Genomic DNA, 26,735 nt, shown 5'->3' with positions numbered 1-26,735 from the left:
CCGACAATTACTGACGCATTCCACGGCCGCTCTTGAGTAAGCGGATGCACCACAAATACATCAACACCGCAGCCACCGCCATAAAGCTGATAGCGATCCCGATGCGGATGTCCGAAACCCCGAGGATGCCGTAGCGGAACGCATTGACCATATGCAGGATGGGGTTAGCCAGCGACAAGGTCTGCCAGAACGGTGACAGCAGCGTGATCGAGTAGAAGACACCGCCCAGGTAGGTCAGGGGCGTCAGCACGAAGGTCGGAATGATCGAGATGTCATCGAAATTGCGTGCGAACACCGCATTGATGAATCCACCCAGCGCGAAGATCGTCGAGGTCAGGGTGATCACCAGGAGTGTGACGCCCAGGTGATGGACCTGCAGATCGGTGAAGAACATCGACAGCAGCGTGACGATCAACGCAACGGCCAGTCCACGAGTGATGCCGCCCAATGCAAAGCCGATGAGAATCACATGCGGGGACACCGGCGAAACCAGCAGTTCTTCGATGGAACGCTGAAACTTGCTGCTGAAGAAACTCGACACCACGTTGCTGTAGGAGTTGGTGATCACCGACATCATGATCAGCCCCGGCACGATGTACTCCATGTACGTGAAGCCACCCATCTCGCCAATCCGGGCACCGATCAGATTCCCGAAGATGACGAAGTACAGCACCATGGTGATTGCTGGGGGTAACAAGGTCTGCGGCCAGATTCGTGTATAGCGACGAATCTCGCGATGAACGATGGTTTGTAGTGCAACCAGATTGGGCCGGAATTCAGCGTTCATTTGGCCACCTTGGGCAGATTGTTCTCTACCATCGAAACGAACAACTCCTCCAACCGATTGGTCTTGTTGCGCAGACTCAGCACCTCAATGCCCTGCGCCGAAAGCATGCGGAACAGGTCGGTCACGCCCTGGCTCTTGTCCACTTGTACTTCCAGGGTGTGGTGATCGACCAGACGTGCCGGATAGTTGCCGAGTTCTGGCGGCACCAGCTGCGACTCTTTCAGATCGAGCAGGAAAGTCTCGACATGCAACTGCTTGAGTAGCTCACGCATGCTGGTGTTCCTGACGATTTTTCCGTGGTCGATGATGCCGATATTGCGGCACAGCTGCTCGGCCTCTTCCAGATAGTGAGTCGTCAGAATGATGGTGATGCCTTCACGATTGAGTTCGGTAAGGAATGACCACATCGAGCGACGCAGCTCGATGTCCACGCCGGCGGTGGGTTCATCGAGAATCAGCAGGCGTGGCCGGTGGATCAGCGCGCGCGCAATCATCAGTCGTCGTTTCATGCCGCCGGACAGCATGCGCGAAGACACATCGCGCTTGTCCCACAGCCCGAGCTGGTTGAGGTATTGCTCGGCGCGCTCTTTGGCCACCTTGGCCGGAATGCCGTAGTAACCGGCCTGCGTCACGAGGATGTCGAAGGCCTTTTCGAACTGGTTGAAGTTGAATTCTTGCGGCACGACGCCCAGGCACCGCTTGAGGCCAGAAGGGTCTCGGTCAAGATCACGGCCAAATACATTGACCGTGCCGCCGGTCTTGTTCACCAGCGTTGAAAGGATGCCAATGGTGGTGGACTTGCCGGCTCCGTTGGGGCCTAACAATGCAAAGAAATCACCTTCGGCCACATCCAGATCGATACCCTTGAGGGCCTCGAAGCCGTTTCCGTAAACCTTGGTCAACTGCCGAATGGACAGAGCAGTACTCATAAAGAATGCACACAACGTGGAGAGATTCAGATTAGATAAGGGCACCTTGGCGCAATTGCAACATTAGCGCGAGGCTTTGTCCCAACGTGGCCAGTATTGCACCCCTGCGATGGAGGGCCCTGATAACTCCAGGATCCGTATGGGAAAGCAGCCCCCGCTCAATTGTCATGCGCGCGGCGTGCCCGCGCTAAGGCAGCCGTCGTTAGCAAGACCAACCCGCTCTAAAACGCAACACGTCGCGACAACCCCTTACGGTCACTCTCGAACTCGCCAGCCCCGTTCCGGTCACTATCTGATATCAGTAGCACTGCTCCGTCCCGTCACCGCTCACCCCAAAAGCCTATGCTCAAGTAGGACGCCATTCGCTCAACAAGGAAATCCACATGACCCTGCTCTGGCTGCTCGTATTACTGCTCGGCATCGCCGTCATCGCTCACCTACGTCTATCCCCTGTGCCCGCGCTGGCCATCGTCGCGGCGTATCTGGTGCTAATGGGGGCAGCCGAGGATACCCCGACCTGGCTGATGGTCATCCTCTGGCTCATGCTGATCGCCGTCGCGGTCCCATTGCTGGTGGCCGACTTGCGGATCAAGTATTTCAGCGGCCCGATGTTCGATTGGTTCAAGAAGGTGCTGCCACCCATCTCCGACACGGAGCGCGATGCCATCGACGCCGGCACCGTCTGGTGGGATGGCCAGCTGTTCAGTGGCAAACCCGATTGGGACGTCCTGCTGAACTACCCGAAAGCAGCCCTCACCGCAGAAGAACAGGCCTTCATCGACGGCCCAACCGAAACCCTCTGCGCGATGGTCAGCGACTGGGAAATCGGCCAGCGAATGGACCTGCCTGAGGAAGCGTGGAACTACATCAAGGCCGAAGGCTTCTTCGCCTTGATCATCCCCAAGGAATACGGCGGCAAAGGCTTTTCGGCCTATGCGCACTCGCAAATCGTCATGAAGCTGGCCACCCGCAGCGGTGATCTTGCGACGACCGTGATGGTACCCAACTCCTTGGGGCCAGCCGAGCTACTGATGCACTACGGCACCGAGGAGCAGCGCAACCATTATCTGCCGCGCCTGGCCAATGGCACTGACATCCCCTGCTTCGCCCTGACCGGCCCCTATGCAGGTTCCGACGCTGGCGCGATGAACGACAGCGGGGTGATCTGCAAAGGTCAATGGCAGGGCGAGGAAGTGATCGGCCTGCGCCTGAATTGGGAAAAGCGCTACATCACACTGGGCCCGGTCGCGACCCTGCTGGGCGTGGCCTTCAAGACCTACGATCCTGAGCATCTGCTTGGCGATCAGGAGGAACTCGGCATCAGCCTGGCGCTAATTCCGACCGACACCGCGGGCGTCGAGATCGGTCGTCGCCACCTCCCCCTGGGTGCGGCCTTCATGAATGGCCCTAACTGGGGCAAAGACGTATTCGTCCCGCTGGAAGCCATCATCGGCGGGCGCGACATGATCGGCAAAGGCTGGATGATGCTGATGAACTGCCTGTCCGTCGGTCGCTCCATTTCGTTGCCGGCTACCGGCGCGAGCGCGGCCAAGACCTGCAGCTACGTCAGCGGTCGTTATGCGCAGATCCGCGAGCAATTCAATGTGCCGCTGTCGGCGTTCGAAGGCATTCAGGAGCCGCTTGCGCGGATCGGCGGCAATGCCTGGCTGATGGACAGCGCCCGGATTCTGACAGCCAACGCGGTCGACCTGGGCGAGAAGCCTTCGGTCCTCTCGGCCATCCTCAAATACCACCTGACCGAGCGCGGCCGCGAGTGCATCACCGACGCCATGGATATCCACGGCGGCAAAGGGATCATCATGGGACCGAACAACTACCTTGGCCGCCTGTGGCTGTCAGCACCGATCTCGATCACGGTTGAAGGCGCGAACATCCTCTCGCGCAACCTGATGATCTTCGGCCAGGGTGCGATTCGCTGCCATCCGTTCGTGCTTCGTGAGATGGAGTTGGTGCACGAACCCGACCGCGAGGCTGCTGTGAATAAATTCGACAAGCTGTTAATGCAGCACGTCGGCTTCGCTGTCAGCAACACGGCCAGCACATTGGTGCTCGGGCTGACCTTCGGCCTGCTCGGCAAGGCGCCAGGCAACGACCTGACACGGCCTTACTTTCGTTCACTGAACCGGATTGCCGCGGCATTTGCCATGCTCGCGGACCTGTCCATGATGTTGCTCGGCGGCGAACTGAAGCGCCGGGAACGCTTGTCGGCACGGCTCGGCGATGTGCTCAGCCACCTATACCTGGCATCCGCGGCGCTCAAGCGCTACCACGACCTTGGCCACCCAATCGAGCAGGCGCCGCTGCTGCGCTGGGCAATGGAAGATTGCCTGTGCAAAGCCGAGCAAGCGTTGGCCGACACGCTGGCGAACTTCCCCAACCGCATCCTCGGCGGTGTGTTGCAGGTCTTGGTGTTCCCCTTCGGTGCGCGCCATAAGGGTCCGTCTGACATGCTGGATGCCGAAATTGCGGGCATTCTCGGCCGCCCCGAAGGCGATCCGGCGCTGGAGCAAATCTTGGATGGGGTCTATCGCCCGCTCGGCACCGACGAGGCCTTCGGAGCCTTGCGAGACGCCTTCGACACCATAGCCGCTGCACAACCACTGCAGAAGAAACTGCATAAAGCGCTTAAGAGCGGTGAGTTCAAACCCACCGCAGGAGAAGATCCGATCGCTGCGGCACTGGTCGCCGGTGTCCTTGATGCAGAAGAGGCACAACAACTGACCACAGCGGAGGCGGCGCGGCGCAAGGTCATCAGCGTCGACGACTTTGCCAAGGAACCATTAGCGCTGAGTCCCGGAAAGATCCGCTGAGCCATCGAGGGCCAGTGCACGAATGAGTGCTCTGCACCCGCTATCAATCAACCGGGGCGCCAAAGCGCCCCGGTCCTTCGTCGAACATAGTCATCGCGCCAGACGCCTCGCCGCTACATGCATTCCATCCATTGGGCCGAACCCAGCCCCAGACCACGAGTCAACTAGACACGCCCCAATCAATCCGCGCGCCTTTATAATCGCGCGCCCAATCGACTCAGGTGAACCATGGCCAACCCCTATCACGATCACAACCTGGCACTTCTGGCCCATCTGCGCGGCATCCTGCTTGCAATGGGTGAAACCGAACAGGTATCCGAAGAAAGCCATGCGCTGTTCCTCGAGCGCTTCGATGAACTGATCATGAATTTGAAAGACGTGCCGGAAGAACGGCACATGGGTCAGGACATGATCTGCCAGGTCTTCCACCGCTACCCACAGATCGCTCACCTGGTCCCGCGCGACCTGCTCTGGTACTTCGGCGGCGACTGCTTGCATTTCATGCCGGACGAGGAAATCGAGATCTTCCAGCAGCTGGAGGAGCGCCGTTACGAAGCCGAGCAGAACGACGAACCCTTCGACTGGAACATGGAAAAGCAGCTGTTGAGCATGCCGGAAGAAAGCCCGAGGCACTGAGCCTCAGAGCGCCTCCGTTCGGCAGCAGGCTTTGACTGCTGAACGGAGCGACGAGGAAATCGAGCAGGCTGATCGGAAAGCTGCGGCAAGCCGCTCGATACCGAGCAGCCCCCCGCTCTGCATAAAGCGTCGACTTCATGCCTTCGCTTTGACGCCCTACCATCCGCTTCTCAGGGAAAAGTTTCTATTCCGCCCAGCTTACGGCTGGTTGGCAGCCTCGGCGGCCTTGATCAGATCGGCACCGATTTCTCCTTCGAACTTCTTCCACACCGGTCGCATCGCCTCGCGCCACTGGCCACGTTGCTCCGGCGTCAGTTCGATGATTTCGCTCTTACCTGATTCGGCAATGGTGCGCTTGGCCTTCTGATTGAGCTCGTCAGCCCGACGATTCACCTCGACCGTCACCTCCTCCATGATCTGCTCCAGCTCGCTGCGCACATCGTCCGGCAGGCCGCGCCAAAACTTCGTATTGGTGATGACCATGTAATCGATCAGGCCATGATCGGATTGAGTGATGTATTTCTGCACCTCGTGAACCTTCTGGCTCTCATAGTTCGACCAGGTGTTCTCGGTGCCATTAACGACCCCGGTCTGCAGTCCCTGATAGACCTCGGCGAAGCTCATCTTGCGCGGATTGGCACGCACCGCCTTGAACTGCTCTTCCAGTACTTGAGACGCCTGCACCCGGAACTTGAGTCCGCGCGCATCGCCGGGCTCGCGCAATGGCTTGTTCGCCGACATCTGCTTGGTACCGTTGTGCCAATAGGCCAGGCCGGTAATGTTCTTGTCTTCCATCGAGGTCAGGAGCGCCTTGCCCTGCGGGCTGCTCTGGAAGCGATCGGCCGCAGCCAGGTCATCGAACAGGAACGGCAGGTCGTAGATCTGAATGGCCTTGGCGTAGTGCTCGAACTTCGCCAGCGACGGCGCCAGCATGTGCACGTCGCCGAGCAGCAATGCTTCCATCTCCTTGCCGTCGCCAAACAACGACGAGTTCGGGTAGACCTCGACTTCAACCTGACCCGGCAGACGTTCTTCAGCGAGCTTCTTGAACAGCAGAGCGCCCTGCCCTTTGGGCGTGTTGTCCGCCACGACGTGGGAAAACTTGATGATAATCGGCTCCGCCTGGACGAAGCCGGCAACGGAGAGCGAAAGCGCGCAGACGAGTGCTTTAAGACTGGTTCGCAGCATGGTCAGTACCCCTTTTGTTTTTGTCGGTTGGTACGTTTGCGGGCGATATCAGCGGTCAGGGGACCGCTTGCCCGGCACGTTGCAGCAGGCGACGGGCGCGGCCGAGCACCGGGGCGTCGACCATTTGTCCGTCCACCACGAAGACCCCGTCGCCTGACGCCCCGGCCGCTAGGACGCGTTGCGCCCAGGCCAGTTCGTCAGCGCCGGGCATCAGCGTTTCGTGCACCACAGCCACCTGGCTGGGGTGAATGCACAGCAGCCCGCCGAAACCCATGTCGCGGGCGTCCGCAACGAACTGGGCGAGGCCGTGCAAGTTCTTGATATCCGGGAAAACACTGTCGAGCGGCGGCGCCAGCTGCGCCAGCCGGGAATGTAGCAACAGCGCATAGCGCGCCTGGTCGAGCATGCGCTCTGCCGATGCGGTACCGCTGGCCAATCCAAGGTCCAGGCCTAGGTCCAGCGCGCCGAAGGACAACCGCTCGACGCCATCGGCAACGGCGATTTCAGGCAGCGCAGCCAACCCGCGGGCGCTTTCGATGATCGGCCAGACCGGCTTGCCGCAGCTTGCAGCTTCCGCCACCTGGGCGGCGCTTTCGACCTTGGGCAGCAGAACGCCGATCACGCCGGAATGGGCTGCGCAGACCTTCAAATCTTCGGCCTGCTGCAGGTGTCCCGCGGCATTGATGCGGACCAGTATCCGCGCAGACGGATCGGCAGCAAGAAAGCCGTCCAGATTGTTTAGCGCCTCAGCCTTCTGGTTTTCCGCTACGGCATCCTCGAGATCAACGATCACCGCATCGGCGCCAGTCGCCAGCGCCTTGGAGATCCGATCCGGGCGCGTGGCAGGGACGAACAATGCGGTGCGGACGATGCTTGAATTCATGGCTTTGCCTTTTTATCTATGGGCTCATAGCTACCTGAAGCACCGCCTTTGTAGATGCGAGCCTGCTCGCAACCAAGTGGCTGCATTATGGCGGTCGGATCGGCAGCAAGCGGGCTGCTCCACAACAGAAGCGGTTTCGCCCGGCCTGTCACACCGCACCCTCCGCATGCAGACGCTGTATGTCGTCCGGCCCATAGCCCAGCTCCGTCAGCAGCGCATCGGTGTGCTGGCCGAGCGCGGGGATTGGGTCCATACGCGGGGTAAATGCAGCGTTACGCCCTGGCGGCAGCAGCGCGGGTAGACGCCCGGACGGGCTGTCCACTTCGCTCCAACGTTGACGCGCCTGAAGTTGCGGATGGGCCCAGACACCAGCCATGTCGTTGACGTGAGCATTGGCAATGGAAGCCGCCTCGAGACGTTCGATCACCTGTTCAGCGGTAAGCGTAGAGAAGGTCTCGACGATGATCGCGCGCAGTACCTCGCGGTTCTCCGAGCGCTTGAAATTGGCGGAAAAGCGCTCGTCATCCGCCAACTCAGATTGCAGCAGCACCTTGTCGCAGAACATCTGCCACTCACGCTCGTTCTGCAGGCCGAGCATCACGGTGCCGCCATCACCAGCGGGAAACGGCCCATAGGGGTAGATGGTGGCGTGCGCGGCGCCGGCACGCGGTGGTGGCGCCGCGCCTTCGTAGGCGTAGTACAGCGGGTAGCCCATCCACTCCACCAGACTTTCCAGCATGGTCACGTCGACGCGACTGCCCTCGCCGGTTTTGTCACGCAGCATCAGCGCCGAGAGCACGCCGGTGTAGGCATACATGCCAGCGGCGATGTCGGCGATCGAGCAGCCGGCCTTGGCCATCTCGGTCTCGCCTGGCCCGCCCGTGACGGAGAGAAATCCGCCCTCGCTCTGGATCAGCAGGTCGTAGGCCTTCTTCTGCTCGTAAGGGCCGCCCTCGCCATAGCCGGAAATATCACAGACGATCAATCGAGGGAAACGCTCGTGCAGCGTTTCGAACGACAGCCCCATCCTCGCCGCAGCACCCGGTGCGAGGTTCTGCACCAACACGTCAGCGGTGGCGAGCAGCTGCTCGAGCACGCCATTGGCGGCTTCCTGCTTCACGTCGAGCGTCAGGCTCTCCTTCGAGCGGTTGGTCCAGACGAAGTGAGACGCCAGACCATCGACGCGCTCGTCATAGCCACGGGCGAAATCGCCGGAGCCGGGTCGCTCGATTTTGATCACCCGAGCGCCCAGGTCAGCCAATTGCCGTGTGCAGAACGGCGCGGCGATAGCGTGCTCGAGGCTGACCACGGTGATGCCATCGAGTGGGCGGGGTTTGGCTTGGGTGTCGTTCATGTTCGGTTCCTGCAATTCGGCGTAGGGTGGAAAACGACGAAGGCTTTTCCACGCGTCTGTTCAAGTCTCTGCGAAGCTGGCGCTGTTCTGGTGGGTGAGGCTTCGCCGTTATTCACCCAACGACTCAGGCCAGCGTGTCCAGCTGCCGCAGCTCACGCAGCCGCCAGACCCTCTCGATCAATGCGCCCGCCTCGTCCGCGCTGCGCGCATCGGAAAACTGCACCAGCCGGCGGAACTTGTCCTCCAGTTCGGCGCGGCTGAGCGTGTTGCCCGGGTCGCCCTTGGGATCGTCGATGGCCGCGCTCAGGGTGCGGCCGTCGGTGGTCTGGACCGTCACGCGACCGAGCCAGCGTGCCGGATAAGCACCGTCGACCTCGGGATCAAGTACCATCTCGACCTTGTCGCGAAAGGCTGCCACCGCCTCGTCGGTCAGCGCCAGGGTGTGGAATTCTGGCAGCCCGGCCTTGCCGTGCACGGCGATCAGGCCGAGCACGGTGCCCATGGAGAACTTCGCCTGGTGCACGCTTTGCGGCACCGTCACCCGGCCAAGCACGTCGATGGCGCCCTGATGCACCCGAGTGGTCACGCTGGAAATGTCATCAGCACGCAGCCCTTCACGCTGCATCAGCAAGAGCAGCGCATCCGCTGCCGGATGAGTATGGCGGCACGAGGCGTGGTACTTGAACGAGGTTTCAGCCAGCGCCCAGCGCGAGCCGAGGCGGTCCGATAGCTTGCTCGGGTCGGCATCGCTGGACATACCCGCGGCCATGCCCTGCTCGCCTTCGAGGATGTTCTGCGCGCCGGTCAGCCCTTCTGCCGTCAGGTAAGCAGCCAACAGCCCATCCGCCGCGGCCTTGGCCGTATGCAGCTGTTTGGAATCGGCGGCATCGCGGAGAAACTCCCAGAGCCCCGCAGCCTGAGTGCCGGCACTGCCCAGCAAATGAGTGAACTGTTGCTGATCGAAATCCAACAACTTACCCACCGCTACCGCCGCAGCGAGGGTGCCGACCGTGGCTGTGGTATGAAAGACGCGGTAGTGCGAGCGACCCAGGAATTCGCCGATGCGAATGCCCGCTTCGTAGCCGGCAACCGAGGCCAGCAGCAGCTCGCGACCGGTTTTGCCGAGATCCTGAGCTGCAGCCAGTGCGGCGGGAAACACCACCGTCGCTGGGTGCAGCACCGAGCTGTTGTGCAGGTCATCCTGCTCGACCAGGTGCGAGCTCGCACCGTTCACCAAGGCCGCAAAATACGCCGAGCTGCCGGTGCGATTGACGAATACCCGTGCTGGGCCCTTAGCCGGGCCCATCCGGGCGGCATAGCGCTCGAACAACGGGATCGGATGGGAACCCGCGCTGGCCAGCGCCGAGCCGAGCCAGTCAAGGAAGAGGTCTTCAGTACGCGCCAGCACCACATCCGGAATCTGCTCGTAACGCAGCCCTGCGAGGAATTCGGTGAGCGCCTGGGTATGCTGGCTCATGACGCGGTCTCCACTGGATTAGACAGTTCGATGAGGTTGAGATCGGGGTCACGCACGTACACCGAGCGGATCGGCCCGGTCGCGCCGGTGCGCTGCACCGGACCCTCGATGATCGCCACGCCTTGGCGATGGAGGTGCGCGACGACCTCATCCAACGGCGTGGTCACGATGAAACAGAGGTCCGCCGAACCCGGTGCGGGCCGTTCAGCCTTGGGCTCGAACTCGCGACCGGCTTGGTGGAGGTTGATTTTCTGCTGGCCGAAGGCAAGCGCCTTGCGACCTTCGCCGAAGGTCACCGCCTGCATGCCTAGCACGCGAGTGTAGAAGCCCACCGAGGCCTCGATATCGGCGACGGTGAGGACCAGATGGTCGAGGTGGTCGATCTGCATACTAGTGCCTCCTGTTGACGCCAACATCTCAAAGCGCGCGCAGATGTGCTACGCGACATCCACCCTACAAACCTGCCGTCGTAGGGTGAAACGGCGAGCCTTTTCCACGCGTCTGCCCGAACCCACTCCGCTGCATCGCCACTGCCAGGGGGTGGAAAACGAACGCCAAGTCTTCCCTGCCATTGGGCCGTCTACTGGATACGCGTGGAAAAGACCTGCGGTCGATTTCCACCCTACGTCCGTCCCATTAAAACGATCGCGGCAGCTCCAACAGGTGTTCGGCCACGTACGACAGGATCAAATTGGTCGAGATGGGCGCCACCTGATACAGCCGCGTCTCGCGGAACTTGCGCTCCACGTCGTATTCGTTGGCGAAGCCGAAGCCACCATGGGTTTGCAGGCAGGCGTTGGCCGCTTCCCAACTGGCCTTGGCCGCGAGGTACTTGGCCATGTTCGCCGCCGCCCCGGCATTGCGTCCGCTGTCGTATTCTTCGCAGGCGCGCCAACGCATCAGGTCGGCGGCCTCGATCTCGATATGCGCCTCGGCAATGGGAAACTGCACCCCCTGGTTCTGCCCGATCGGTCGGCCGAAGACCACGCGGTCGCGGGCGTACTGCGCGGACTTTTCGACGAACCAGCGGCCGTCACCGATGCATTCAGCGGCGATCAGCGTACGCTCGGCGTTGAGCCCGTCGAGGATGTAGCGGAAGCCCTTGCCCTCTTCGCCGATCAGGCTGCTGGCCGGAATTTCCAGATTGTCGAAGAACAGCTCGTTGGTCTCGTGGTTGACCATGTTGGCAATCGGCTGGACGGTCAGGCCGTTGCCGATGGCTTCGCGCAGGTCGACGAGGAAGATCGACATGCCCTCGGACTTTTTCTTCACCTCGGCCAACGGCGTGGTGCGCGCCAGCAGGATCATCAGGTCCGAGTGCTGGATGCGCGAGATCCACACCTTCTGCCCGTTGATCACGTACTTGTCGCCCTGCTTCACCGCCGTGGTCTTGATTTTGGTGGTGTCGGTGCCGGTGGTGGGCTCGGTCACACCCATCGATTGCAGACGCAACTCGCCGCTGGCGAGCTTCGGCAGGTAAAAGCGCTTCTGTTCCTCACTGCCATTTCTGAGCAGAGTGAACATGTTGTACATCTGGCCGTGCACGGTGCCGGAGTTGCCACCGCAACGATTCACTTCTTCGAGGATTACCGAGGCCTCGGCCAGCCCGAGCCCCGAGCCACCGTATTCTTCCGGGATCATCGCCGACAGCCAGCCGGCTTCGGTCAGAGCGCTGACGAAGGCTTCCGGAAAGCCCTTCTGCTCGTCGATCTTGCGCCAGTACTCAGCCGTAAACTCGGCGCAGAGTGCGCGCACGCCTTCACGGATGAAATTCAGTTCTTCGGTCTTGTTCGGCGTCATCTCGTTTTTCACCACTTCTGGTTGTCGCGGCAGACGTAGGGTGGATCACGCTTTACCGATCCGCCGGGTGGCGATCCACCGGCCAGGGCCTTTGGTGGATGTAAAAAGCGACGATTGCGCGTCCCGATCCACCCTACGATTCGTTACTCACTCAAATTCCACGGCGGCCTTCTGCGCCAGGCCATGGTGATCACCAGCCCATAGCTCGGCCTCGCCTGGTGCGACGATGCGCCCGCCCACCTCGAAAGACTGTGGCGCGATCAGAGGCCGCAGGCCGCGATAGGCAAAGCGCTTGATACGTGCCTCGGGATGGGCACGACAGAACGCGCGCAAGTTCAGCGTGGCGATCAGCGGGCCATGCACCACCAACCCCGAGTAGCCTTCAGCTTCGGTGACATAAGGCCAGTCGTAATGGATACGGTGGCCATTGAAGGTGACCGCTGAATAGCGGAACAGCAGCGTCGGCGTCGGCGTCACCGCCTCGCGCCACTGGCCGGCGACCATCGGCTCGCCACTACGGGTCTTCGGCGGGCTGGGTTCGCGATAGACGATGTCCTGCTCCTCGCGGATCGCCACGCGGCCGCCCTGCATATAGTCGTGCTGCACAGTGACGAACAGCAGCGCGCCGGTGCGGCCGTGCTTTTCTTCGACCTGCTTGATGGTCGAAACGCGTGTGGCTTCGGCGCCTGCCGTGAGCGGCTCGAAGAATTCGACACGACCACCGGCCCACATGCGATTGCGGTTGTCAGCCGGCGGCAGGAAACCACCTCGCGCCGGATGCCCATCCTCACCAAGGCCGCTTTCGGCAACCGGCTCATGAAAGAAACACCACTGCCACAACGGCGGTAACCCCTCACCGTGGCCCGGGGTCGCTTCGCCCAGTGTCGCGGCAATCCGCATCAGCAAATTGCGGCTGAGCTGGTCATGGACCTCCTCGGTGCGGCCTATCCAGGCAGTTACGTCGGTCATCTCAAGCTCCGGCTGTCTTGGTTTGCCGTAGCATGCAACGCGAACCGCGTTCCGAGAATTTGCATTTACCTATACCGGCGTTCGGCTATGCTGAACGCCGATTCTCTTCTTCCGAGCGCCTGATATGCACTTCGATCTGGCCGATCTTCGCCTATTCATCCATATCGCTGAATCGCCCAGCCTGACCCAAGGGGCTCGCCGTGCGCATCTATCCCCTGCGGCGGCGAGCACGCGCATCAAAGCGCTGGAGGGGCAACTGGAGAGCCGTCTGCTCTACCGTGACAGCCGGGGTGTCGAGCTGACGCCGGCCGGACATAAGCTGCTTCAGCATGCACGGCTGATCATGCGCCAGGTCGATTACCTCAAAAGCGAATTCACCGAATACAGCACTGACTCGACCGGGCATATCCGCATTTTCGCCAACACTACGGCGGTGACCGAGTTTCTGCCCGAAATACTGGCAGGCTTTCTCGCGCAGCGTCCCGGGGTCACCGTGGACCTGCAAGAGCGCCTGAGCCGTGACATCGTGCGCGGCGTGCTCGATGGCAGCACGGACATGGGAATCATCGCCGGACCGGTCCAGGCCGAGGGTTTGCAGATCCTGCATTTCAGCACCGACCGTCTGCTCCTGGCGGTTCCGCTTGGACATCCGCTGGCAGCGGAAAAACGGGTTACGCTGCGCCAGACCCTGGACTACCAGCATATTGGGTTGCATGAGGGCAGCACGTTATTGACGTTTCTTCGCGATCAGGTGGAGAAACTCGGCGGCACCCTTTCGCTGCGGATCCAACTATCGAGTTTCGAGGCCGTGTGCCGGATGATCGAAGCGGGTGTCGGCATCGGGATCATCCCGGAGTCGGCCGCACGCCGGCACAGCCGCACCATGCAGCTGGCGCTGATCGAGCTCGACGAGCCGTGGGCGATCCGTGAACGCAGCATTCTGGTCCGCGAGCTCGACGCCCTGCCGGGCAGTGTCCGGGCGCTTATCGCAACGCTTCGGCCGGGACAAAACTGAAAGTTTGAGCCAAGCTTGAAGCATGAACGCTGGCCTGGACTTGCCTCCAGGCGCAATTGCACACAGCGGGCGCCTGGATCGCGAAGGTACACGCTGGACGTGATACAGGGGGCAAAGCAATGGCTGAGCGCTTCGCTGGAAATGCGCTTCGTTTTGAATCCTCGGGCAAAAGCGCTGCCCAAGCTGCATGCCTTGAGACCATCAACGATGGATTAACGAGGTATTTCAGGAACTTAACGGTTATAACGGCATGCCGCCCCTGGTCGGGCTGCCTACCACCACGGATTTACTAGCTTAGGGTTGTTTGCCATGACGTCCTTACTTGCCCCCATCGGCTCGCTGCTGGGCGGCGTTGCATTACTACTGCTCGGCCACGGACTGCTGAACACGCTGTTGACGCTGCGCGGCATTGCCGAGGGCTATTCCACTGGAATGATTGGTTTGCTGATGTCGGGGTATTTCGCCGGTTTCCTCGTCGGCACCTGGCTCGCACCGTCGCTGATCCGCCGGGTCGGCCACATTCGCACCTTCGCCTTCTACGCAGCCCTGGCCTCGGTTGCCGTGCTGCTGCACGTACTGATCGTCAACCCCTGGGTGTGGCTGGTGCTGCGCCTGCTCTACGGCGTCGCCCTGGTCACGCTGTACATGGTCATCGAGAGCTGGCTCAACGCCCAGGTCAGCGGTGAAAAGCGCGGCCAGGTGTTCGCCATTTACATGGCGGTCAACCTCGGCTCGCTAGCCGCCGCTCAGCAGCTATTGAGTTTCGACAGCCCGATGAACTTCACCCTGTTCGCGCTGGCAGCCATCCTCATCTGCGCTGCGTTGATGCCGATCACCCTGACCCGCCAGACGCAACCGGCACAACCCGACATGCCGGCCACCGACCTGCTGCAGCTGGCACGTATCGCCCCGCTGCCCTTGATGGCCGCCGGCGTTTCGGGCCTGACCCTGGGCGGGTTTTGGGGCCTAGCGCCGGTATATGCCTCGCAGAGTGGCTTCGACGCGGCCGGGGTGGGCCTGTTGATGAGCATCACCATCCTCGGCGGGGCCGTTCTGCAATGGCCGATCGGGTTGTTTTCCGACAAGCATGATCGCCGCCTGGTGATGCTCTGGGTCGTGGCGATCGCCGCGGTCATTGGCGGTCTGATTACCCCGCTCACATCCGGATCGTTACTGTTGGGGATGATGTTTCTATGGGGCGGTCTGGCCTTTTCGATTTATTCCATCGCCGTGGCGCAGATGGTCGACCAACTGCACCCGGATGAAATCCTCTCCGGCTCCAGCGGCCTGCTGCTAGCCAATGGCTTCGGGGCTGCCTTTGGTCCGGTGATCGCCGGTGGCCTGATGAGTTTTTTCGGGCCCAAGGCGTTGCCGGTGTTCTTCGCCGTGACCCTGGCCTTCCTGGCCATCTATTCCTACTTCCGGTCACGCCGGGTATTCGACCTGGTGACCGAGCCGCACGGTCACTTCACACCGATGCTGCGTACCAGCCACACGGTGCTGGAGTTGATGCCGGACACGCCGGAGGGCGATACCACCGAGACCGCAGCCACCGAGTCGGACATCGACTACGACCAGCCCGAGGAAACCATCATCGAGCCACGCACCGGCACCCATTGAATGGCGGCGAGGCCTGCGCCAACCGATACCCGGACGGTTAGCGCCAGGCCGCCATCCCAGCAAACCGCAGGTACCCATACACCGCGCCTGCCCGCAATGCCGGCCCCTTTTAGAAATCCACCTTGCCGCGGCCGGCCTTGATCGCGCCGCGCTTGCTTTTGCCTTCCAGGCGGCGCTTTTTCGAGCCCAGCGTCGGCCGCGTCGGGCGCCGCGCCTTTTCGACTTTCGCCACACTGCGGATCAATTCCGCCAGACGCTCCAGGGCGTCGGCGCGATTCTGCTCCTGGGTGCGGTACTGCTGCGCCTTGATGACGATGACGCCGTCGCCAGTGATCCGGCTGTCACGCAACGCCAGCAGGCGTTCCTTGTAGAAATCCGGCAACGAGGAGGCTTTGATATCGAAGCGAAGATGCAGCGCGCTGGAAACCTTGTTGACGTTCTGCCCACCAGCGCCCTGGGCGCGGATGGCAGTCAGCTCGATCTCGCTGTCGGCTAGCTGCACGCTATTGGATATCTCGAGCATCGGTCCGTCGCAGGTTGAGGTGGGCAGGTATTGTCCATCAGGCAAGCCGTGCGGACACGTTTTTATATGATTTGGAGCCGCCACAGGTGAGTCGGTTCGGCTACTGTAGCCTGCTCGCACCTGATGGAAACCCGCATGGACTCGATTACCCAGGCCCTGCTCGGCGCTACCGTTCAAGCGTCGTTGCTTGGCCGTTGGCAGGGCCGCAAGGCGCTGCTTTACGGCGCAGTACTGGGCACGCTGCCCGATTTGGACGTAGTGATTGACTACGGTGATGCCATCGCCGACATGACCTATCACCGGGGCTTCAGCCATTCGCTGTTCGTCCTCAGCATGCTCGCCGTCGCATTGACCTGGCTCGCCCGCCGAATACGACCCGATCCGGGCTACAGCGGCATACGCCTGTTCATGACGGTCTGGCTGGTGCTGGTGACCCATGTGCTGCTCGACGCCTTCACCAGTTACGGCACCCAATTGTTCTGGCCGTTGACCACGCCTCCGGTGGCCTGGTCCAGCGTGTTCATCATCGATCCGATATACAGCGTGCCCCTGCTGCTGGCGGTGCTGGCCGGAGCGATCGTCGGCTTGGAAGGCCGCAGCCCTCGCGTGCCCGTCGTGGCCTTGGTCGTGACGTCGCTGTATCTGGGCTTCACGCTGGCCGGCAAGCAGATGGCCGAGCAGCGCGTGGAAACGGCGATCGCCAGTCAAGGTCTCCAGGCGAACCAACTATTCAGCACGCCAACCCCGTTCAACAGCCTGCTGTGGCGCGTAATCATTCTCCAGGGTGACGACTACTACGAAGCGCTGGTGAGCTGGTTCGATGACCAGCCGCCCGAACTGGTGCGCATCGCGCGTGGCGAGCGGCTCGCCGACATCCTGCGCGAGTCGCCGCAACATACTCGGCTGCAGTGGTTCACCGGCGGCGTGCTGCGTTATGACGAGATCGACGGTCAGTTGCTGGTGACCGATCTACGACTCGGCATGACCGGTTTCCACCCCTTCCGCTTCGCCCTCGCCGAGCGCAGCGGCGAAGGCTGGCAGTTGATCCCCTTTGTTGAACGGTTGCCCGCCGAGCGCGGCGATATGGACCGACTCAAGCTGATCTGGCGGCGCGTATGGCAGCAGCAACCCGCCCTGCCACTGGCCGAGTGGGCCGCCGAACTGAACCGGCGCTGACTAGCGTCGGCGCCCCTTCTGCCAGCGGCCAACCCCGTAGAGCAAAGCACCAAGTGTCATCAACAGCCCGGCACGCAGCCAAGTGCCCGCACTCTGCTGGGATAACAGCAACAGACAGGAAAGGATCGCCAACAGGGGCAAGACGGTCGGGGTGCGGAAATGCGGCTCGGCGATCTTGTCTTTGCGCAGCACCAGCACCGCGACATTGGTGCTCATGAAGACGAACAGCAGCAACAGCACGACGGTTTCGGCAAGCGCTGTCAGCGTGCCGGTCACCGTGAGGATCATGGCCAACAGGGTTGTAATCACGATCGCCAGCCAAGGTGTACGCCGCTCTGGCAGCACGCGGGTCAGTATGGACGGCAGCAACCCTTCATCGGCCATGCCATAGGCCAGTCGGCTGGACATGATCATGGTCAACAGCGCGCCATTGGCAACGGCCACCAGCGCCACGGCCGCGAAGAGCCCGTCCGGCACGGCATAACCGGTGGCGCGTACGACGTCCAGCAAGGGCGCTGTTGAATTGGCCAGGGTCGCAGGGGAAAGCACCGCCGTCGCGGCCATGCCGACGCCCATGTAGACCAACCCGGCCGCCAGCAGCGCGCCGAACAAAGCGCGGGGGTAGTTGCGCCGAACATCCTTGACCTCTTCGGCGACATTGGCAGATACCTCGAAGCCGACAAACGAGTAGAACGCGATCAGCGCCGCACCCAACACGGCAATGGCAGGCGAGACGCCTGGCGTGAACTCCAGCACTCGCGACGGCTCGCCTTGCCCGCTCAAAAGAAAGCGCGCGGCCAACACCACCACGAACAGCAGCCCCGATACCTCGATGACGGTCATCACCGCGTTGGCGCCGAGCGACTCCTTGATGCCACGCGCGTTGAGCAACGCGACGATGGCCAGGAACACCAGTGCGGTGGGCACCGCCGGGGTATCGACGAAGGCGCCTAGATAATCGCCAGCAAACGCCAGGGACAACCCGGCCGCGCTGGTCACCCCAGCCGCGAGCATGCAGAAACCCACGAGAAAGGACAGCAGCGGCTTGCCGAATGCGCGCTCGGCGAACACCGCCGCGCCGCCCGCCTTTGGATACTTGGTGACCAACTCTGCGTAGGACGCCGCGGTCAGCATCGCAAAACCCAGGGCAACCAGCAGCGGCACCCACACCGCGCCTCCCGCTTCGCCGGCCATCTTGCCTACCAGCGCGTAGACACCAGCGCCCAAGACGTCGCCGAGGATGAACAGAAACAGCGCCGGCCCGGTGATAGCCTGCTTCAGACGAGACTCTCCGGCGACCCATGCATTTATTTTCATGGACTGATCGCTCCCGCGCCGGAACGGACAGCGACGAATAACGAGGCTTTCATCGAGCATCTCCACAGCGTGCGGCCACCGCCGCGTTCCTGTTCTAGATAGGTGGAGTCTCGACGGAGTTCAGCGCCATGAACGACGAAGCCCCGATCAGATCGGGGCTTCGCTGCGACAAGACGACCTGCTTCAGGTACGGAAACGCGCTACCAATCCCTGTAGCTCGGTGCCCAGACGCGCCAGCTCGGCGCTGGCACCAGCGGTCTGCTCGCTACCGCTGGCGCTTTGCTCACCAATGTCGCGCACCCGGGTTACGCTTTCGGAAATGTTTTCGGCTACCGCACTCTGCTCCTCGGAAGCCGCAGCGATCTGCTGGTTCATCTGCTCGATGGTGGACACCGAGTCGGTAATACGGCCGAGGGCGATGCCGGCTTCACTGGCCAGCTCAACGGTACGCTGGGTCAGCTCACGGCTGGTCTGCATCTGCTCTACGGCTTTCTGTGCGACCCGCTGCAGATTGCCGATCAGCCCTTCGATTTCCTCGGTGGAATCATGTGTGCGACGTGCCAGCGCACGAACTTCGTCAGCCACCACAGCAAAGCCACGGCCCTGCTCACCGGCGCGAGCGGCTTCGATCGCTGCGTTAAGCGCCAGCAGGTTGGTCTGCTCGGCAACCGCGCGAATCACCTCGAGCACACTGCCGATGTGCCCGCTCTCGGTGTTCAGCTCTTCGATGGCATGCGCGGAATTCTCCACTTCACCGGACAGGCTGTCGATCTGGGTGATGGCTTCCTTGACGACCAGATCCCCCTGACGGGCCTGTTGATCAGCCTGACGTGCGGCCAAGGATGCCTGCTCGGCATTCTGCGCGACCTCTTGCACGGTCGCGGCCATCTCATGCATCGCCGTTGCGACCTGATCCGTCTCCTCTCGCTGCTTTTGCACCCCGACGCTGGTTTGCGCGGTGACCGCCGACAGCTGCTCGGCGGCCGCGGCGATTTGCCCTACGCTGCCGCCGATGCGCCCGATCAGGGTACGCAGACTTTCGGTCATGGCGTACATGGTTTGCTGCAACTGCCCAAGCTCATCGCGGCGTGTGACCTTCTCCGATTGGGTGAGATCGCCGTCGGCAACCCGCTGCGCCAGCTGCACCGTGTAGCGTAGCGGCACGACAATCATGCGGGAGATGGCGATAGCCGCTCCCAGCCCGAGAATTACGGCCAGGGCGGTGATCACCGCAAGCAGCGAATAAGCACTGCTGCGCTGATTCTGCATCGCTTCGTTGGCATTCGTCAGAGCCTGGTCGGCGGTGTCCAGTACACGTTGCGCCTGAGCGACCATGGCGCCTTCCAGGGCGATCCGCTCCGAACGGTTGCGACGAAATTCGGCAAACGCCTGCTCATAGCTGGCGAGAGCAGCGAGCGCACCGTCCATCGTCGCTTTCTGTTCGTCGTTGAGCCAAGTCTTAAGGCTTTTGCCGATGGTGGTCACATCGCCATAGACCTCGTTCCAACTGTCTACGGCCTCTTGAGTGTTGCTGCCGATGAAAATATTTTCGAACGTGCGCAGATCGAGAATGCGCTTGGTCAGGCCGGACGCGGCTTCGGCGATCGTCAGCGGATCGCTGCCCTTGAGATGGTCACCTTCCAGCCGCAACACGCGGACCGCGTCGTACATGTCCAGCTCGATGTATTCGAACTCCTCACGACTCTTCTGCGCGGCATCGCCCATATGCCCACGCAACTCGACGCCCTTGCCGATCAGCGCGCGATAGTTGTCGAACTGCTGGGCGTATTTTGCGGCATCGCTGCGAATCTGCTGCAGCAACGCCTGCTCGTCGGTGCCGGAGATCGCGGAGAGTTCATCCAGCCGCTGATTGAGCTGGCCGAGCGTGGCACGCAGCGCCGAACCGGACGCGTCGCTGTGAGTCAGGGCGTAATCTCGCTCCTGACCGCGTGCAGCGAGAATCGCGGCGTTGATGGCGGCGAGCTGATTAGCCTGAGAGGACCGGGCCAGAATCGAATCCACGGCGAAAAAGCCGGTACCGGCGACGCCCAGGGTCAGCAACAACACCATGGCAAAGCCGAGCAGCAGCTTTTTGCCCACGGAAAGGTTGGCGAATATATCGACAGACTGCATCAGAGATTCCCTAGAAAAAATAAGCGCACGTCATGAAGTCGGCCATGACCGAGCAAAGTTGAGTGCGGAAACAACGCGATTTAATCAGGCCGCGATAGCCAATGGCCAGCGACCTGACCATAGAATTCGCGCAGAGCAATCAGCAGATTGGAGACAACGGCTCAATGCTGCTGCAGATGACCGTAAAGCTGGGCGTAGAGCCCGCCGTCCGCGATTAGCTGAAGGTGGTCACCCTGCTCGGCGATGCGCCCACCATCGAATACCAAGACCCGGTCGGCCTGTTTCACCGCAGACAGACGGTGGGCGATGATCAAAGTGGTGCGCCCTTGCAGAAACCGGTTCAGCTCCTGATGCAGCGCATATTCGGTGGCAGCATCCAAGGCGGAGGTCGCTTCGTCGAGAATCACCACCTTGGGTTCAGCCAACACCATCCGCGCCACCGCCAGCCGTTGCCGTTGGCCGCCTGACAGGCGCACCCCGGAACGACCGACGACGCTGTCGAGCCCCGCCGGTAATTGGTGGATGGTTTCGGCCAGTTGCGCGATTTCCAGCGCCTGCCAACAAGCCTGATCGTCCCGTTCGCGCCCCATCAGCAGGTTGGCGCGCACCGTGTCGTTGAACAACGCTGGGTGCTGCAGCACCACCGCGACATTGTCGCGAACCGTACCCAGGCCGATCTGCTCGACATCGATTCCGGCGAAGCGAATCTGCCCTGCCTGCGGCTGATACAGACCCAACAGCAACTGCACCAAGGTGCTCTTGCCGCCACCGCTGGCGCCAACGATCGCAACCTTTTCGCCCGCCGCTATCGAGAGGTCCAAGCCTTCCAATACGGGCTCGTCCTGATAGGAGAATCGCAGCCCGCGAACCTCGATATCCACCGTATCCCTTCCCGCGAATGGGTCGTTGCCGCCGACATACTGTGGCTCGTCGGCACGCGCCAGCAATTGATTGATACGGCTGAGCGCGCCGCCAGCGGCATAAAACGCGTATTGCAGATTGAGCAGCTGTTCCACCGGCCCGATCATGAACCAGAGGTAGCTGAACACCGCCAGCATCTGGCCGATCGACAGGTCGGAGAACAACACGGTGAGCATCGCCGCCGCGCGGAAGATGTCGATGCCAAACTGGAACAGCAGCCCGCTGGCGCGGTTGGAGGCGTCGGTCCTCCATTGAGAGGCCACGGCGTAATCGCGCACCTCACGCGCGCGCAGCCCAAGCCGGCCGAGAAAGAAACCCTGGCGATTACCGGCGCGCACTTCCTGGATGGCATCCAGGGTTTCGGTGAGCGCCTGGGTAAACAGCGAGGTGCTGTCGTTCTCCAGCTTCTTCAGGTGCTTGACGCGTTTACCCAATTGCACCGTGGCGTAGATCACCAGCGGGTTGAACAGCAGGATCAGCAGCGCCAGTTGCCAGTGCATCCAGACTAGGATCGCCGCCGTGCCGGCTATCGACAGCAGTGCCACCAGCAGCCGACTGAGGGTTTCGCCGATGAATTTGTCGATGGTCTCCAGATCAGTGACCAGGTGCGCCGCGACGGTTCCGCCGCCCAGACTTTCGTACTCGCTCAGCGCGATACGTTTGAGCCGCTCGATCAACCGCACGCGGATGCGGTAGACCAGGTCCTTCGACAGCCGCGCGAACAGCCGCGCCTGCAGCACGTTGAAAATCAGCGCAGACGCCCGCAGCAGCAGCGTCGCGCAGAGCATCAGGCCGATATAGCCAATCGCCGTCTGCCAGCCCGTCGGCAGAAACCTATCCATTATCTGCAGCGCCGTATCGCCCTGCCCCAGCAGCACCTCATCGACCAGCAGCGGCAACAGCAACGGAATCGGCACGCTGCAAAGGGTAGCGAGCACAGCCACCAGATTGGCGAGGATCAACGCCTTGCGATGATGCAACGCGAGACGGCGGATCTCCGCCCAGCTGAGTTGATCAGGCATGGACGTTATGGTCCAGCCAACGCACCAGCAGAGGTGACAATACGTCAAGTGGCTGGAAGCCGTTGGTCAACAGCGCCAACTGACCGTTGTGCTCGGCAAGCAAGGTGGGGAATCCGGCAATGCCAAGGTTGCGCGCCCAGTCGAAGTCAGCCTCCGTGGCATCGCGCACCGCCTGGGAATCGAACCGGTCGGCGAACTCGATACGGGGTATGCCTGCCGCCTCGGCCAGATCAACCAGTTCTGGCGGCATCGTGACGTTGCGCCCGTCGACATAAAACGCCCGCTGAATCAGCCCAACGAGTGGCCAGACCAGCTGCGGATCGAGACTGCGCGCCGCCACCACGGCGCGACAGGCTGGCTCCGTGTCATAGACCAGACCGTCCGGCAATCCCGCATCGAAGTTGAACGGTTGTCCGCTCGCTTCGTGCACCGCATGCCAATAAGACAGGGTGCGTTCACGGCCGGCCTGATCCATGGCGATGCGCTCCTGACGCAGGCCGCCGACTACCAGATCGGCACCGACACCCTGTGCCTGCGCCTGGGCAACCAAAGCCTGTACCACCGGCGCGAAGCCCCAGCACCAGGAGCACATCGGGTCCATCACATAAATCAGTCGGGTGCGCATCGGGGCTCCGGTTCTATCGGGTGGAGCGCAAAATTGCGCCCCGCCATCTGGCCAAGCGGCTTAGGTTACGCGCCCTGTTTGCGGTAGTTATGGCCGATCGGGTGCGGCTGATTGCGCTTGAGCGCCAGCTCGATCTGTTTCTGCCGCTCACGCGCGCTGTGGCGAGTTTTCTCGCTGAGCGTATTCCAGCAATGCGGGCAGCTGATACCTGGAGCGTAGTGCTCCGATTGCCGGTCCTCCAGCGAGATCGGCGTGCGGCAAGCGTGGCACTGGTCGAAATCGCCTTCACTGAGGTCATGGCGAACGGTCACGCGGTTATCGAAGACGAAGCAGTCGCCACGCCAACGGGTCTCTTCCTGCGGCACTTCTTCGAGGTATTTAAGGATGCCGCCCTTGAGGTGATAGACCTCCTCGAAGCCTTCACCCAGCATGTAGCTGGAGGCCTTTTCGCAGCGAATGCCGCCGGTGCAGAACATCGCGACCTTCTTGTGTTTGGTCGGATCGTAATGCGCCTTGATGTAGTCGGGGAATTCACGGAAGGATTTGGTCTGTGGATCGATCGCGCCTTCGAAGGTGCCGATGGCCACTTCGTAATCGTTGCGGGTGTCGATCAGCAGCACTTCGGGGTCGTCGATCAGTGCGTTCCAGTCCTGCGGCTCGACGTACGTGCCGACGCGTTGATTGGGGTCGACGCCCGCCACCCCCAGGGTGACGATTTCCTTCTTCAGCTTGACCTTGGTGCGATAGAACGGCTGCTCTTCGCAATAGGATTCCTTGTGGTCGATGTCAGCCAGGCGCACATCGGTGCGAAACCAGGCGAGTAGCGCATCGATACCTTCGCGGGTACCGGAAACCGTGCCGTTGATGCCTTCTTCGGCGAGTAGCAAAGTACCCTTGATGCCATTGGCATTGAGGGTTTCGAGCAGGGGCTCACGCAACGCGACGTAGTCCGGCAGGGAGACGAACTTGTACAACGCCGCGACGACGATGTTCTGGGCCATGCGGGGAATTTCCTCCAGTGGTCACCCACGTAAAGGGCGGACCGGGAATACGAAAACGACAACGCCGGCGTGAGCCGGCGCGGCGCGCATTCTATCAATAAACGTGCGCCAGGCACCAAGCGAAAGCCAGGTGGGTTACTCAGGGCTTATTTGTGTCCACCGGCGCAGACCGGAGAATCCGGCGCCGCGCCCTGCTTCGCCCACTCTTCGGGGGTATAGGTGTGCAGCGCGAGCGCATGTATCTGCTGCATCAGTTCACCCATGGCGGCGTATGCTTTCTGATGGCGCTTGACCGCGTTGAGGCCGGCGAACTGCTCACTGACGATCACCGCCTTGTAGTGGGTTTCCTGCCCACGGCTGTGCATGTGGCTCTCATCCAGCACCTGCAGATACATGGGCTGCAGGGCTGCCTGCAGGGTATTTTCGATGGCGAATAGTTTGGACATGCCTGACAGGCTCCCTCAAGGTTTCTTCTGGGTATCGAGTTCGGCTGTCATATCAGCCAGTAATTTGTTCACCTGGGGCACGGCATTCTGCAGCTTGGTCTGGGTCACCTGCGCCGAACGCGCGTTGAGCTGCGGCAGCTGCGTGAGCATCTTCTTACCCAGTTCGGATTCGTAGAATTCATTCAATCGAGTGAGCTCCGGCTCGCTGAACGTCTCGGTGTACAGCGCTACCAGATCCGGCTTGACCTCTTCCCAACCGATCGCTTTGTCCAACGCCGCGTCGGCCTTGGATTGGTAACTTTCCAGCAGGCCCCGTTTGCTTTCCGGCGCCTGGGTCTGGGCGAACCGCTCAGCGAACATCTGCTGAACCTGGGCGTATACCGGAACCGCGATGCGGTCGGCATTGACCAGTTCGAGAAAGCGCTCAGCCTGAGCCGCATGGCTGCGGGTGTCAGCGCTGGCATGACCCGCGAGCAGCGTGATCGACAATACGCCACAGAGGCCAAAGGCACGAAGCCCGAAAGTACGAAGAGCGCGCATTGGATGATCCTTGTCGAACGATGGATGAGCCTCAATGGACACATTCTGCGCGTGGAGTTCCAATCGCTCAAGGAGCCAGCCAGGCTACCGATTGAACCAGTGTCGACAGCTGACGACCTAACTGGAAGACCTCATAGATGGAGTACGGCATGACACGCACCGAAACCGACAGCCTGGGCCCAGTGGAAGTGCCGGAACAGGCGTACTGGGGAGCACAGACACAGCGCTCTCTGATCAATTTCGCCATCGGCGAGCAGCGCATGCCACTTGCCGTATGCCACGCGCTGGCGTTGATCAAGAAGGCCGCGGCGCGGGTCAACGACCGTATAGGCGATCTGCCGCCGGATATCGCACGCCTGATCGAGCAGGCGGCCGATGAGGTGCTCCATGGCCAGCACGACGACCAGTTTCCGCTGGTGGTCTGGCAGACCGGCAGCGGTACCCAAAGCAATATGAATGTCAACGAGGTGATCGCCGGACGCGCCAACGAGCTCGCGGGAGGGGCGCGTGGCGGCAAGAGCCCGGTGCATCCCAACGACCATGTCAATCGCGCGCAGAGTTCTAACGACTGCTTCCCGACGGCCATGCACATCGCTATTGCACGCGCCGTCCACCACGACCTGCTGCCGGCCATCGCCGAGCTGTCCGGTGGTATCGCCGAGCAGGCGGCGCGGCACGGCCAATTGGTCAAGACCGGCCGCACGCACATGATGGATGCGACGCCGGTGACCTTCGGCCAGGAACTGTCGGCCTTCGTTGCCCAGCTGGATATCGCCGAGCAGGCGATTCGCCATACGCTGCCTGCGGTATTCGAGCTGGCCCAGGGCGGCACGGCAGTCGGCACCGGGCTCAATGCGCCGCACGGCTTTGCCGAAGCGATCGCCGCCGAGCTGGCCGCACTGTCGGGTCTCCCCTTCGTCTCGGCGCCGAACAAGTTCGCCGCGTTGTCTGGGCATGAACCGCTAGTCGCCCTCTCCGGCGCGCTGAAAACCCTGGCCACGGCGCTGATGAAAATCGCCAACGACCTGCGATTGCTCGGTTCCGGCCCACGCGGCGGTTTCGCTGAAGTGCGCCTGCCGGCCAACGAGCCGGGCAGCTCGATCATGCCGGGCAAGGTGAATCCGACCCAGTGCGAAGCGCTTTCGATGCTCGCCTGTCAGGTGATGGGCAATGACGTGACGGTCGGCTTCGCCGCCAGCCAGGGACACCTGCAGCTCAACGTGTTCAAACCGGTGATCGTGCACAACTTGCTCGAGTCGATCCGCCTGCTGAGCGACGGCTGCCGCAACTTCAACGCGCACTGCATCGTCGGCCTGGAACCAGATGCCGCACGCATGGCCGAACACCTGGAGCGCGGCCTGATGCTGGTGACCGCGCTGAATCCGCACATCGGCTATGACAAGGCCGCCGAGATCGCCAAGAAGGCTTACGGTGAAGGCACCACCTTGCGCGAAGCCGCACTGGCGCTGGGCTATCTCACCGACGAGGAATTCGATCAGTGGGTCAGGCCGGAAACCATGCTGGAATCCAGCCGAAGCTGAG

General features: G+C 61.7%; 23 protein-coding genes. 6 read left to right on the top strand and 17 right to left on the bottom strand.

The window, feature by feature from the left end; genetic code table 11:
• Positions 1 to 7: 7 nt before the first annotated feature.
• Together CH92_RS08100 and CH92_RS08095 are read right to left on the bottom strand one after the other, a co-directional pair.
• Complete coding sequence (locus CH92_RS08100) at positions 8 to 787, bottom strand: ABC transporter permease (RefSeq protein ID WP_025241270.1); 780 nt, start codon at positions 785 to 787, stop codon at positions 8 to 10.
• Positions 784 to 1,716 carry an ABC transporter ATP-binding protein gene (locus CH92_RS08095; protein WP_025241269.1) on the bottom strand — a complete coding sequence of 311 codons (933 nt, stop codon included), beginning with the start codon at positions 1,714 to 1,716 and terminating at the stop codon, positions 784 to 786. The genes CH92_RS08100 and CH92_RS08095 overlap by 4 nt, the downstream gene beginning before the upstream one ends.
• A gap of 383 nt (positions 1,717 to 2,099) precedes the next feature.
• Here CH92_RS08095 and CH92_RS08090 point away from each other — a divergent pair, with 383 nt between their 5' ends.
• Both CH92_RS08090 and CH92_RS08085 read left to right on the top strand, forming a co-directional pair.
• Positions 2,100 to 4,547 (top strand): acyl-CoA dehydrogenase, encoded by a 2,448-nt coding sequence (locus CH92_RS08090; RefSeq protein ID WP_025241268.1) that lies wholly within the window; start codon positions 2,100 to 2,102, stop codon positions 4,545 to 4,547.
• Between the two features lie 228 nt (positions 4,548 to 4,775).
• Positions 4,776 to 5,183: a PA2817 family protein gene (locus tag CH92_RS08085; RefSeq protein ID WP_025241267.1), complete on the top strand. Its 408-nt coding sequence runs from the start codon at positions 4,776 to 4,778 to the stop codon at positions 5,181 to 5,183.
• A 198-nt stretch (positions 5,184 to 5,381) separates the two neighbouring features.
• On the opposite strand, the gene CH92_RS08080 is transcribed toward CH92_RS08085, so the two are convergent.
• The 7 genes from CH92_RS08080 to CH92_RS08050 all read right to left on the bottom strand — a co-directional run bounded on the left by CH92_RS08080 (position 5,382) and on the right by CH92_RS08050 (position 12,854).
• Positions 5,382 to 6,371: a TRAP transporter substrate-binding protein gene (locus CH92_RS08080; RefSeq protein ID WP_025241266.1), complete on the bottom strand. Its 990-nt coding sequence runs from the start codon at positions 6,369 to 6,371 to the stop codon at positions 5,382 to 5,384.
• A 55-nt stretch (positions 6,372 to 6,426) separates the two neighbouring features.
• On the bottom strand, positions 6,427 to 7,254 hold the full coding sequence (locus CH92_RS08075; protein ID WP_025241265.1) for an HpcH/HpaI aldolase/citrate lyase family protein: 828 nt from the start codon (positions 7,252 to 7,254) through the stop codon (positions 6,427 to 6,429).
• Positions 7,255 to 7,402: 148 nt separating this feature from the next.
• Positions 7,403 to 8,608, bottom strand: coding sequence for a CaiB/BaiF CoA transferase family protein (locus CH92_RS08070; RefSeq protein WP_025241264.1), 1,206 nt, complete (start codon positions 8,606 to 8,608; stop codon positions 7,403 to 7,405).
• A gap of 124 nt (positions 8,609 to 8,732) precedes the next feature.
• Positions 8,733 to 10,085, bottom strand: coding sequence for an MmgE/PrpD family protein (locus CH92_RS08065; protein ID WP_025241263.1), 1,353 nt, complete (start codon positions 10,083 to 10,085; stop codon positions 8,733 to 8,735).
• Positions 10,082 to 10,474 carry a VOC family protein gene (locus tag CH92_RS08060; RefSeq protein WP_025241262.1) on the bottom strand — a complete coding sequence of 131 codons (393 nt, stop codon included), beginning with the start codon at positions 10,472 to 10,474 and terminating at the stop codon, positions 10,082 to 10,084. Before CH92_RS08060 ends, CH92_RS08065 begins: the two co-directional genes overlap by 4 nt.
• 247 nt (positions 10,475 to 10,721) lie before the next feature.
• Positions 10,722 to 11,885, bottom strand: a complete 1,164-nt coding sequence (locus CH92_RS08055; protein ID WP_025241261.1) for an acyl-CoA dehydrogenase family protein — start codon at positions 11,883 to 11,885, stop codon at positions 10,722 to 10,724.
• 147 nt (positions 11,886 to 12,032) lie between these two features.
• A complete protein-coding gene (locus CH92_RS08050; RefSeq protein WP_025241260.1) occupies positions 12,033 to 12,854 on the bottom strand; it encodes an FAS1-like dehydratase domain-containing protein in 822 nt (273 codons plus the stop codon).
• A gap of 124 nt (positions 12,855 to 12,978) precedes the next feature.
• On the opposite strand from CH92_RS08050, the gene CH92_RS08045 reads away from it, so the two are divergent.
• Together CH92_RS08045 and CH92_RS08040 are read left to right on the top strand one after the other, a co-directional pair.
• Positions 12,979 to 13,869 (top strand): LysR family transcriptional regulator, encoded by an 891-nt coding sequence (locus tag CH92_RS08045; RefSeq protein ID WP_025241259.1) that lies wholly within the window; start codon positions 12,979 to 12,981, stop codon positions 13,867 to 13,869.
• 309 nt (positions 13,870 to 14,178) lie between these two features.
• Positions 14,179 to 15,489 (top strand): MFS transporter, encoded by a 1,311-nt coding sequence (locus CH92_RS08040; protein ID WP_025241258.1) that lies wholly within the window; start codon positions 14,179 to 14,181, stop codon positions 15,487 to 15,489.
• Between the two features lie 109 nt (positions 15,490 to 15,598).
• Here CH92_RS08040 and arfB read toward each other — a convergent pair whose 3' ends face one another.
• Positions 15,599 to 16,012 (bottom strand): alternative ribosome rescue aminoacyl-tRNA hydrolase ArfB, encoded by a 414-nt coding sequence (gene arfB, locus CH92_RS08035; RefSeq protein WP_025241257.1) that lies wholly within the window; start codon positions 16,010 to 16,012, stop codon positions 15,599 to 15,601.
• A gap of 135 nt (positions 16,013 to 16,147) precedes the next feature.
• Here arfB and CH92_RS08030 point away from each other — a divergent pair, with 135 nt between their 5' ends.
• Positions 16,148 to 17,188, top strand: a complete 1,041-nt coding sequence (locus CH92_RS08030) for a metal-dependent hydrolase (RefSeq protein WP_025241256.1) — start codon at positions 16,148 to 16,150, stop codon at positions 17,186 to 17,188.
• On the opposite strand, the gene CH92_RS08025 is transcribed toward CH92_RS08030, so the two are convergent.
• The 7 genes from CH92_RS08025 to CH92_RS07995 all read right to left on the bottom strand — a co-directional run bounded on the left by CH92_RS08025 (position 17,189) and on the right by CH92_RS07995 (position 25,193).
• Positions 17,189 to 18,505, bottom strand: coding sequence for an APC family permease (locus tag CH92_RS08025; RefSeq protein ID WP_025241255.1), 1,317 nt, complete (start codon positions 18,503 to 18,505; stop codon positions 17,189 to 17,191).
• 183 nt (positions 18,506 to 18,688) lie between these two features.
• Complete coding sequence (locus CH92_RS08020) at positions 18,689 to 20,638, bottom strand: methyl-accepting chemotaxis protein (protein WP_025241254.1); 1,950 nt, start codon at positions 20,636 to 20,638, stop codon at positions 18,689 to 18,691.
• Positions 20,639 to 20,799: 161 nt separating this feature from the next.
• Complete coding sequence (locus CH92_RS08015; protein WP_025241253.1) at positions 20,800 to 22,581, bottom strand: ABC transporter ATP-binding protein; 1,782 nt, start codon at positions 22,579 to 22,581, stop codon at positions 20,800 to 20,802.
• On the bottom strand, positions 22,574 to 23,206 hold the full coding sequence (locus CH92_RS08010; protein ID WP_025241252.1) for a DsbA family protein: 633 nt from the start codon (positions 23,204 to 23,206) through the stop codon (positions 22,574 to 22,576). Before CH92_RS08010 ends, CH92_RS08015 begins: the two co-directional genes overlap by 8 nt.
• A 65-nt stretch (positions 23,207 to 23,271) precedes the next feature.
• On the bottom strand, positions 23,272 to 24,207 hold the full coding sequence (locus CH92_RS08005) for a rhodanese-related sulfurtransferase (RefSeq protein ID WP_025241251.1): 936 nt from the start codon (positions 24,205 to 24,207) through the stop codon (positions 23,272 to 23,274).
• Between the two features lie 146 nt (positions 24,208 to 24,353).
• Positions 24,354 to 24,653 carry a BolA family protein gene (locus tag CH92_RS08000; RefSeq protein ID WP_025241250.1) on the bottom strand — a complete coding sequence of 100 codons (300 nt, stop codon included), beginning with the start codon at positions 24,651 to 24,653 and terminating at the stop codon, positions 24,354 to 24,356.
• 15 nt (positions 24,654 to 24,668) lie between these two features.
• Positions 24,669 to 25,193, bottom strand: a complete 525-nt coding sequence (locus tag CH92_RS07995) for a DUF2059 domain-containing protein (protein WP_038622911.1) — start codon at positions 25,191 to 25,193, stop codon at positions 24,669 to 24,671.
• Positions 25,194 to 25,342: 149 nt separating this feature from the next.
• Here CH92_RS07995 and CH92_RS07990 point away from each other — a divergent pair, with 149 nt between their 5' ends.
• Positions 25,343 to 26,734: a class II fumarate hydratase gene (locus CH92_RS07990; RefSeq protein WP_025241248.1), complete on the top strand. Its 1,392-nt coding sequence runs from the start codon at positions 25,343 to 25,345 to the stop codon at positions 26,732 to 26,734.
• Position 26,735 lies beyond the last annotated feature (1 nt).

The organism is Stutzerimonas stutzeri (genome assembly GCF_000590475.1).
GTDB lineage: Bacteria > Pseudomonadota > Gammaproteobacteria > Pseudomonadales > Pseudomonadaceae > Stutzerimonas > Stutzerimonas stutzeri_D.
This window is presented reverse-complemented; position numbering and strand designations above follow the sequence as displayed.

Bases quoted from the DNA above. Each gene is read 5' to 3' on its own strand.
- CH92_RS08040 (WP_025241258.1), top strand. From the start codon at position 14,179: ATGACGTCCTTACTTGCCCCCATCGGCTCGCTGCTGGGCGGCGTTGCA.
- CH92_RS08050 (WP_025241260.1), bottom strand. From the start codon at position 12,854: ATGACCGACGTAACTGCCTGGATAGGCCGCACCGAGGAGGTCCATGAC.
- CH92_RS08000 (WP_025241250.1), bottom strand. From the start codon at position 24,653: ATGTCCAAACTATTCGCCATCGAAAATACCCTGCAGGCAGCCCTGCAG.
- CH92_RS08015 (WP_025241253.1), bottom strand. From the start codon at position 22,581: ATGCCTGATCAACTCAGCTGGGCGGAGATCCGCCGTCTCGCGTTGCAT.
- CH92_RS07990 (WP_025241248.1), top strand. From the start codon at position 25,343: ATGACACGCACCGAAACCGACAGCCTGGGCCCAGTGGAAGTGCCGGAA.
- CH92_RS08010 (WP_025241252.1), bottom strand. From the start codon at position 23,206: ATGCGCACCCGACTGATTTATGTGATGGACCCGATGTGCTCCTGGTGC.
- CH92_RS08075 (WP_025241265.1), bottom strand. From the start codon at position 7,254: ATGAATTCAAGCATCGTCCGCACCGCATTGTTCGTCCCTGCCACGCGC.
- CH92_RS08070 (WP_025241264.1), bottom strand. From the start codon at position 8,608: ATGAACGACACCCAAGCCAAACCCCGCCCACTCGATGGCATCACCGTG.
- CH92_RS08020 (WP_025241254.1), bottom strand. From the start codon at position 20,638: ATGCAGTCTGTCGATATATTCGCCAACCTTTCCGTGGGCAAAAAGCTG.
- CH92_RS08005 (WP_025241251.1), bottom strand. From the start codon at position 24,207: ATGGCCCAGAACATCGTCGTCGCGGCGTTGTACAAGTTCGTCTCCCTG.
- CH92_RS08090 (WP_025241268.1), top strand. From the start codon at position 2,100: ATGACCCTGCTCTGGCTGCTCGTATTACTGCTCGGCATCGCCGTCATC.
- CH92_RS08025 (WP_025241255.1), bottom strand. From the start codon at position 18,505: ATGAAAATAAATGCATGGGTCGCCGGAGAGTCTCGTCTGAAGCAGGCT.
- CH92_RS08085 (WP_025241267.1), top strand. From the start codon at position 4,776: ATGGCCAACCCCTATCACGATCACAACCTGGCACTTCTGGCCCATCTG.
- CH92_RS08065 (WP_025241263.1), bottom strand. From the start codon at position 10,085: ATGAGCCAGCATACCCAGGCGCTCACCGAATTCCTCGCAGGGCTGCGT.
- CH92_RS08100 (WP_025241270.1), bottom strand. From the start codon at position 787: ATGAACGCTGAATTCCGGCCCAATCTGGTTGCACTACAAACCATCGTT.
- CH92_RS08045 (WP_025241259.1), top strand. From the start codon at position 12,979: ATGCACTTCGATCTGGCCGATCTTCGCCTATTCATCCATATCGCTGAA.
- CH92_RS08080 (WP_025241266.1), bottom strand. From the start codon at position 6,371: ATGCTGCGAACCAGTCTTAAAGCACTCGTCTGCGCGCTTTCGCTCTCC.
- CH92_RS08095 (WP_025241269.1), bottom strand. From the start codon at position 1,716: ATGAGTACTGCTCTGTCCATTCGGCAGTTGACCAAGGTTTACGGAAAC.
- CH92_RS08060 (WP_025241262.1), bottom strand. From the start codon at position 10,474: ATGCAGATCGACCACCTCGACCATCTGGTCCTCACCGTCGCCGATATC.
- CH92_RS08055 (WP_025241261.1), bottom strand. From the start codon at position 11,885: ATGACGCCGAACAAGACCGAAGAACTGAATTTCATCCGTGAAGGCGTG.
- CH92_RS07995 (WP_038622911.1), bottom strand. From the start codon at position 25,193: ATGCGCGCTCTTCGTACTTTCGGGCTTCGTGCCTTTGGCCTCTGTGGC.
- CH92_RS08030 (WP_025241256.1), top strand. From the start codon at position 16,148: ATGGACTCGATTACCCAGGCCCTGCTCGGCGCTACCGTTCAAGCGTCG.
- arfB (WP_025241257.1), bottom strand. From the start codon at position 16,012: ATGCTCGAGATATCCAATAGCGTGCAGCTAGCCGACAGCGAGATCGAG.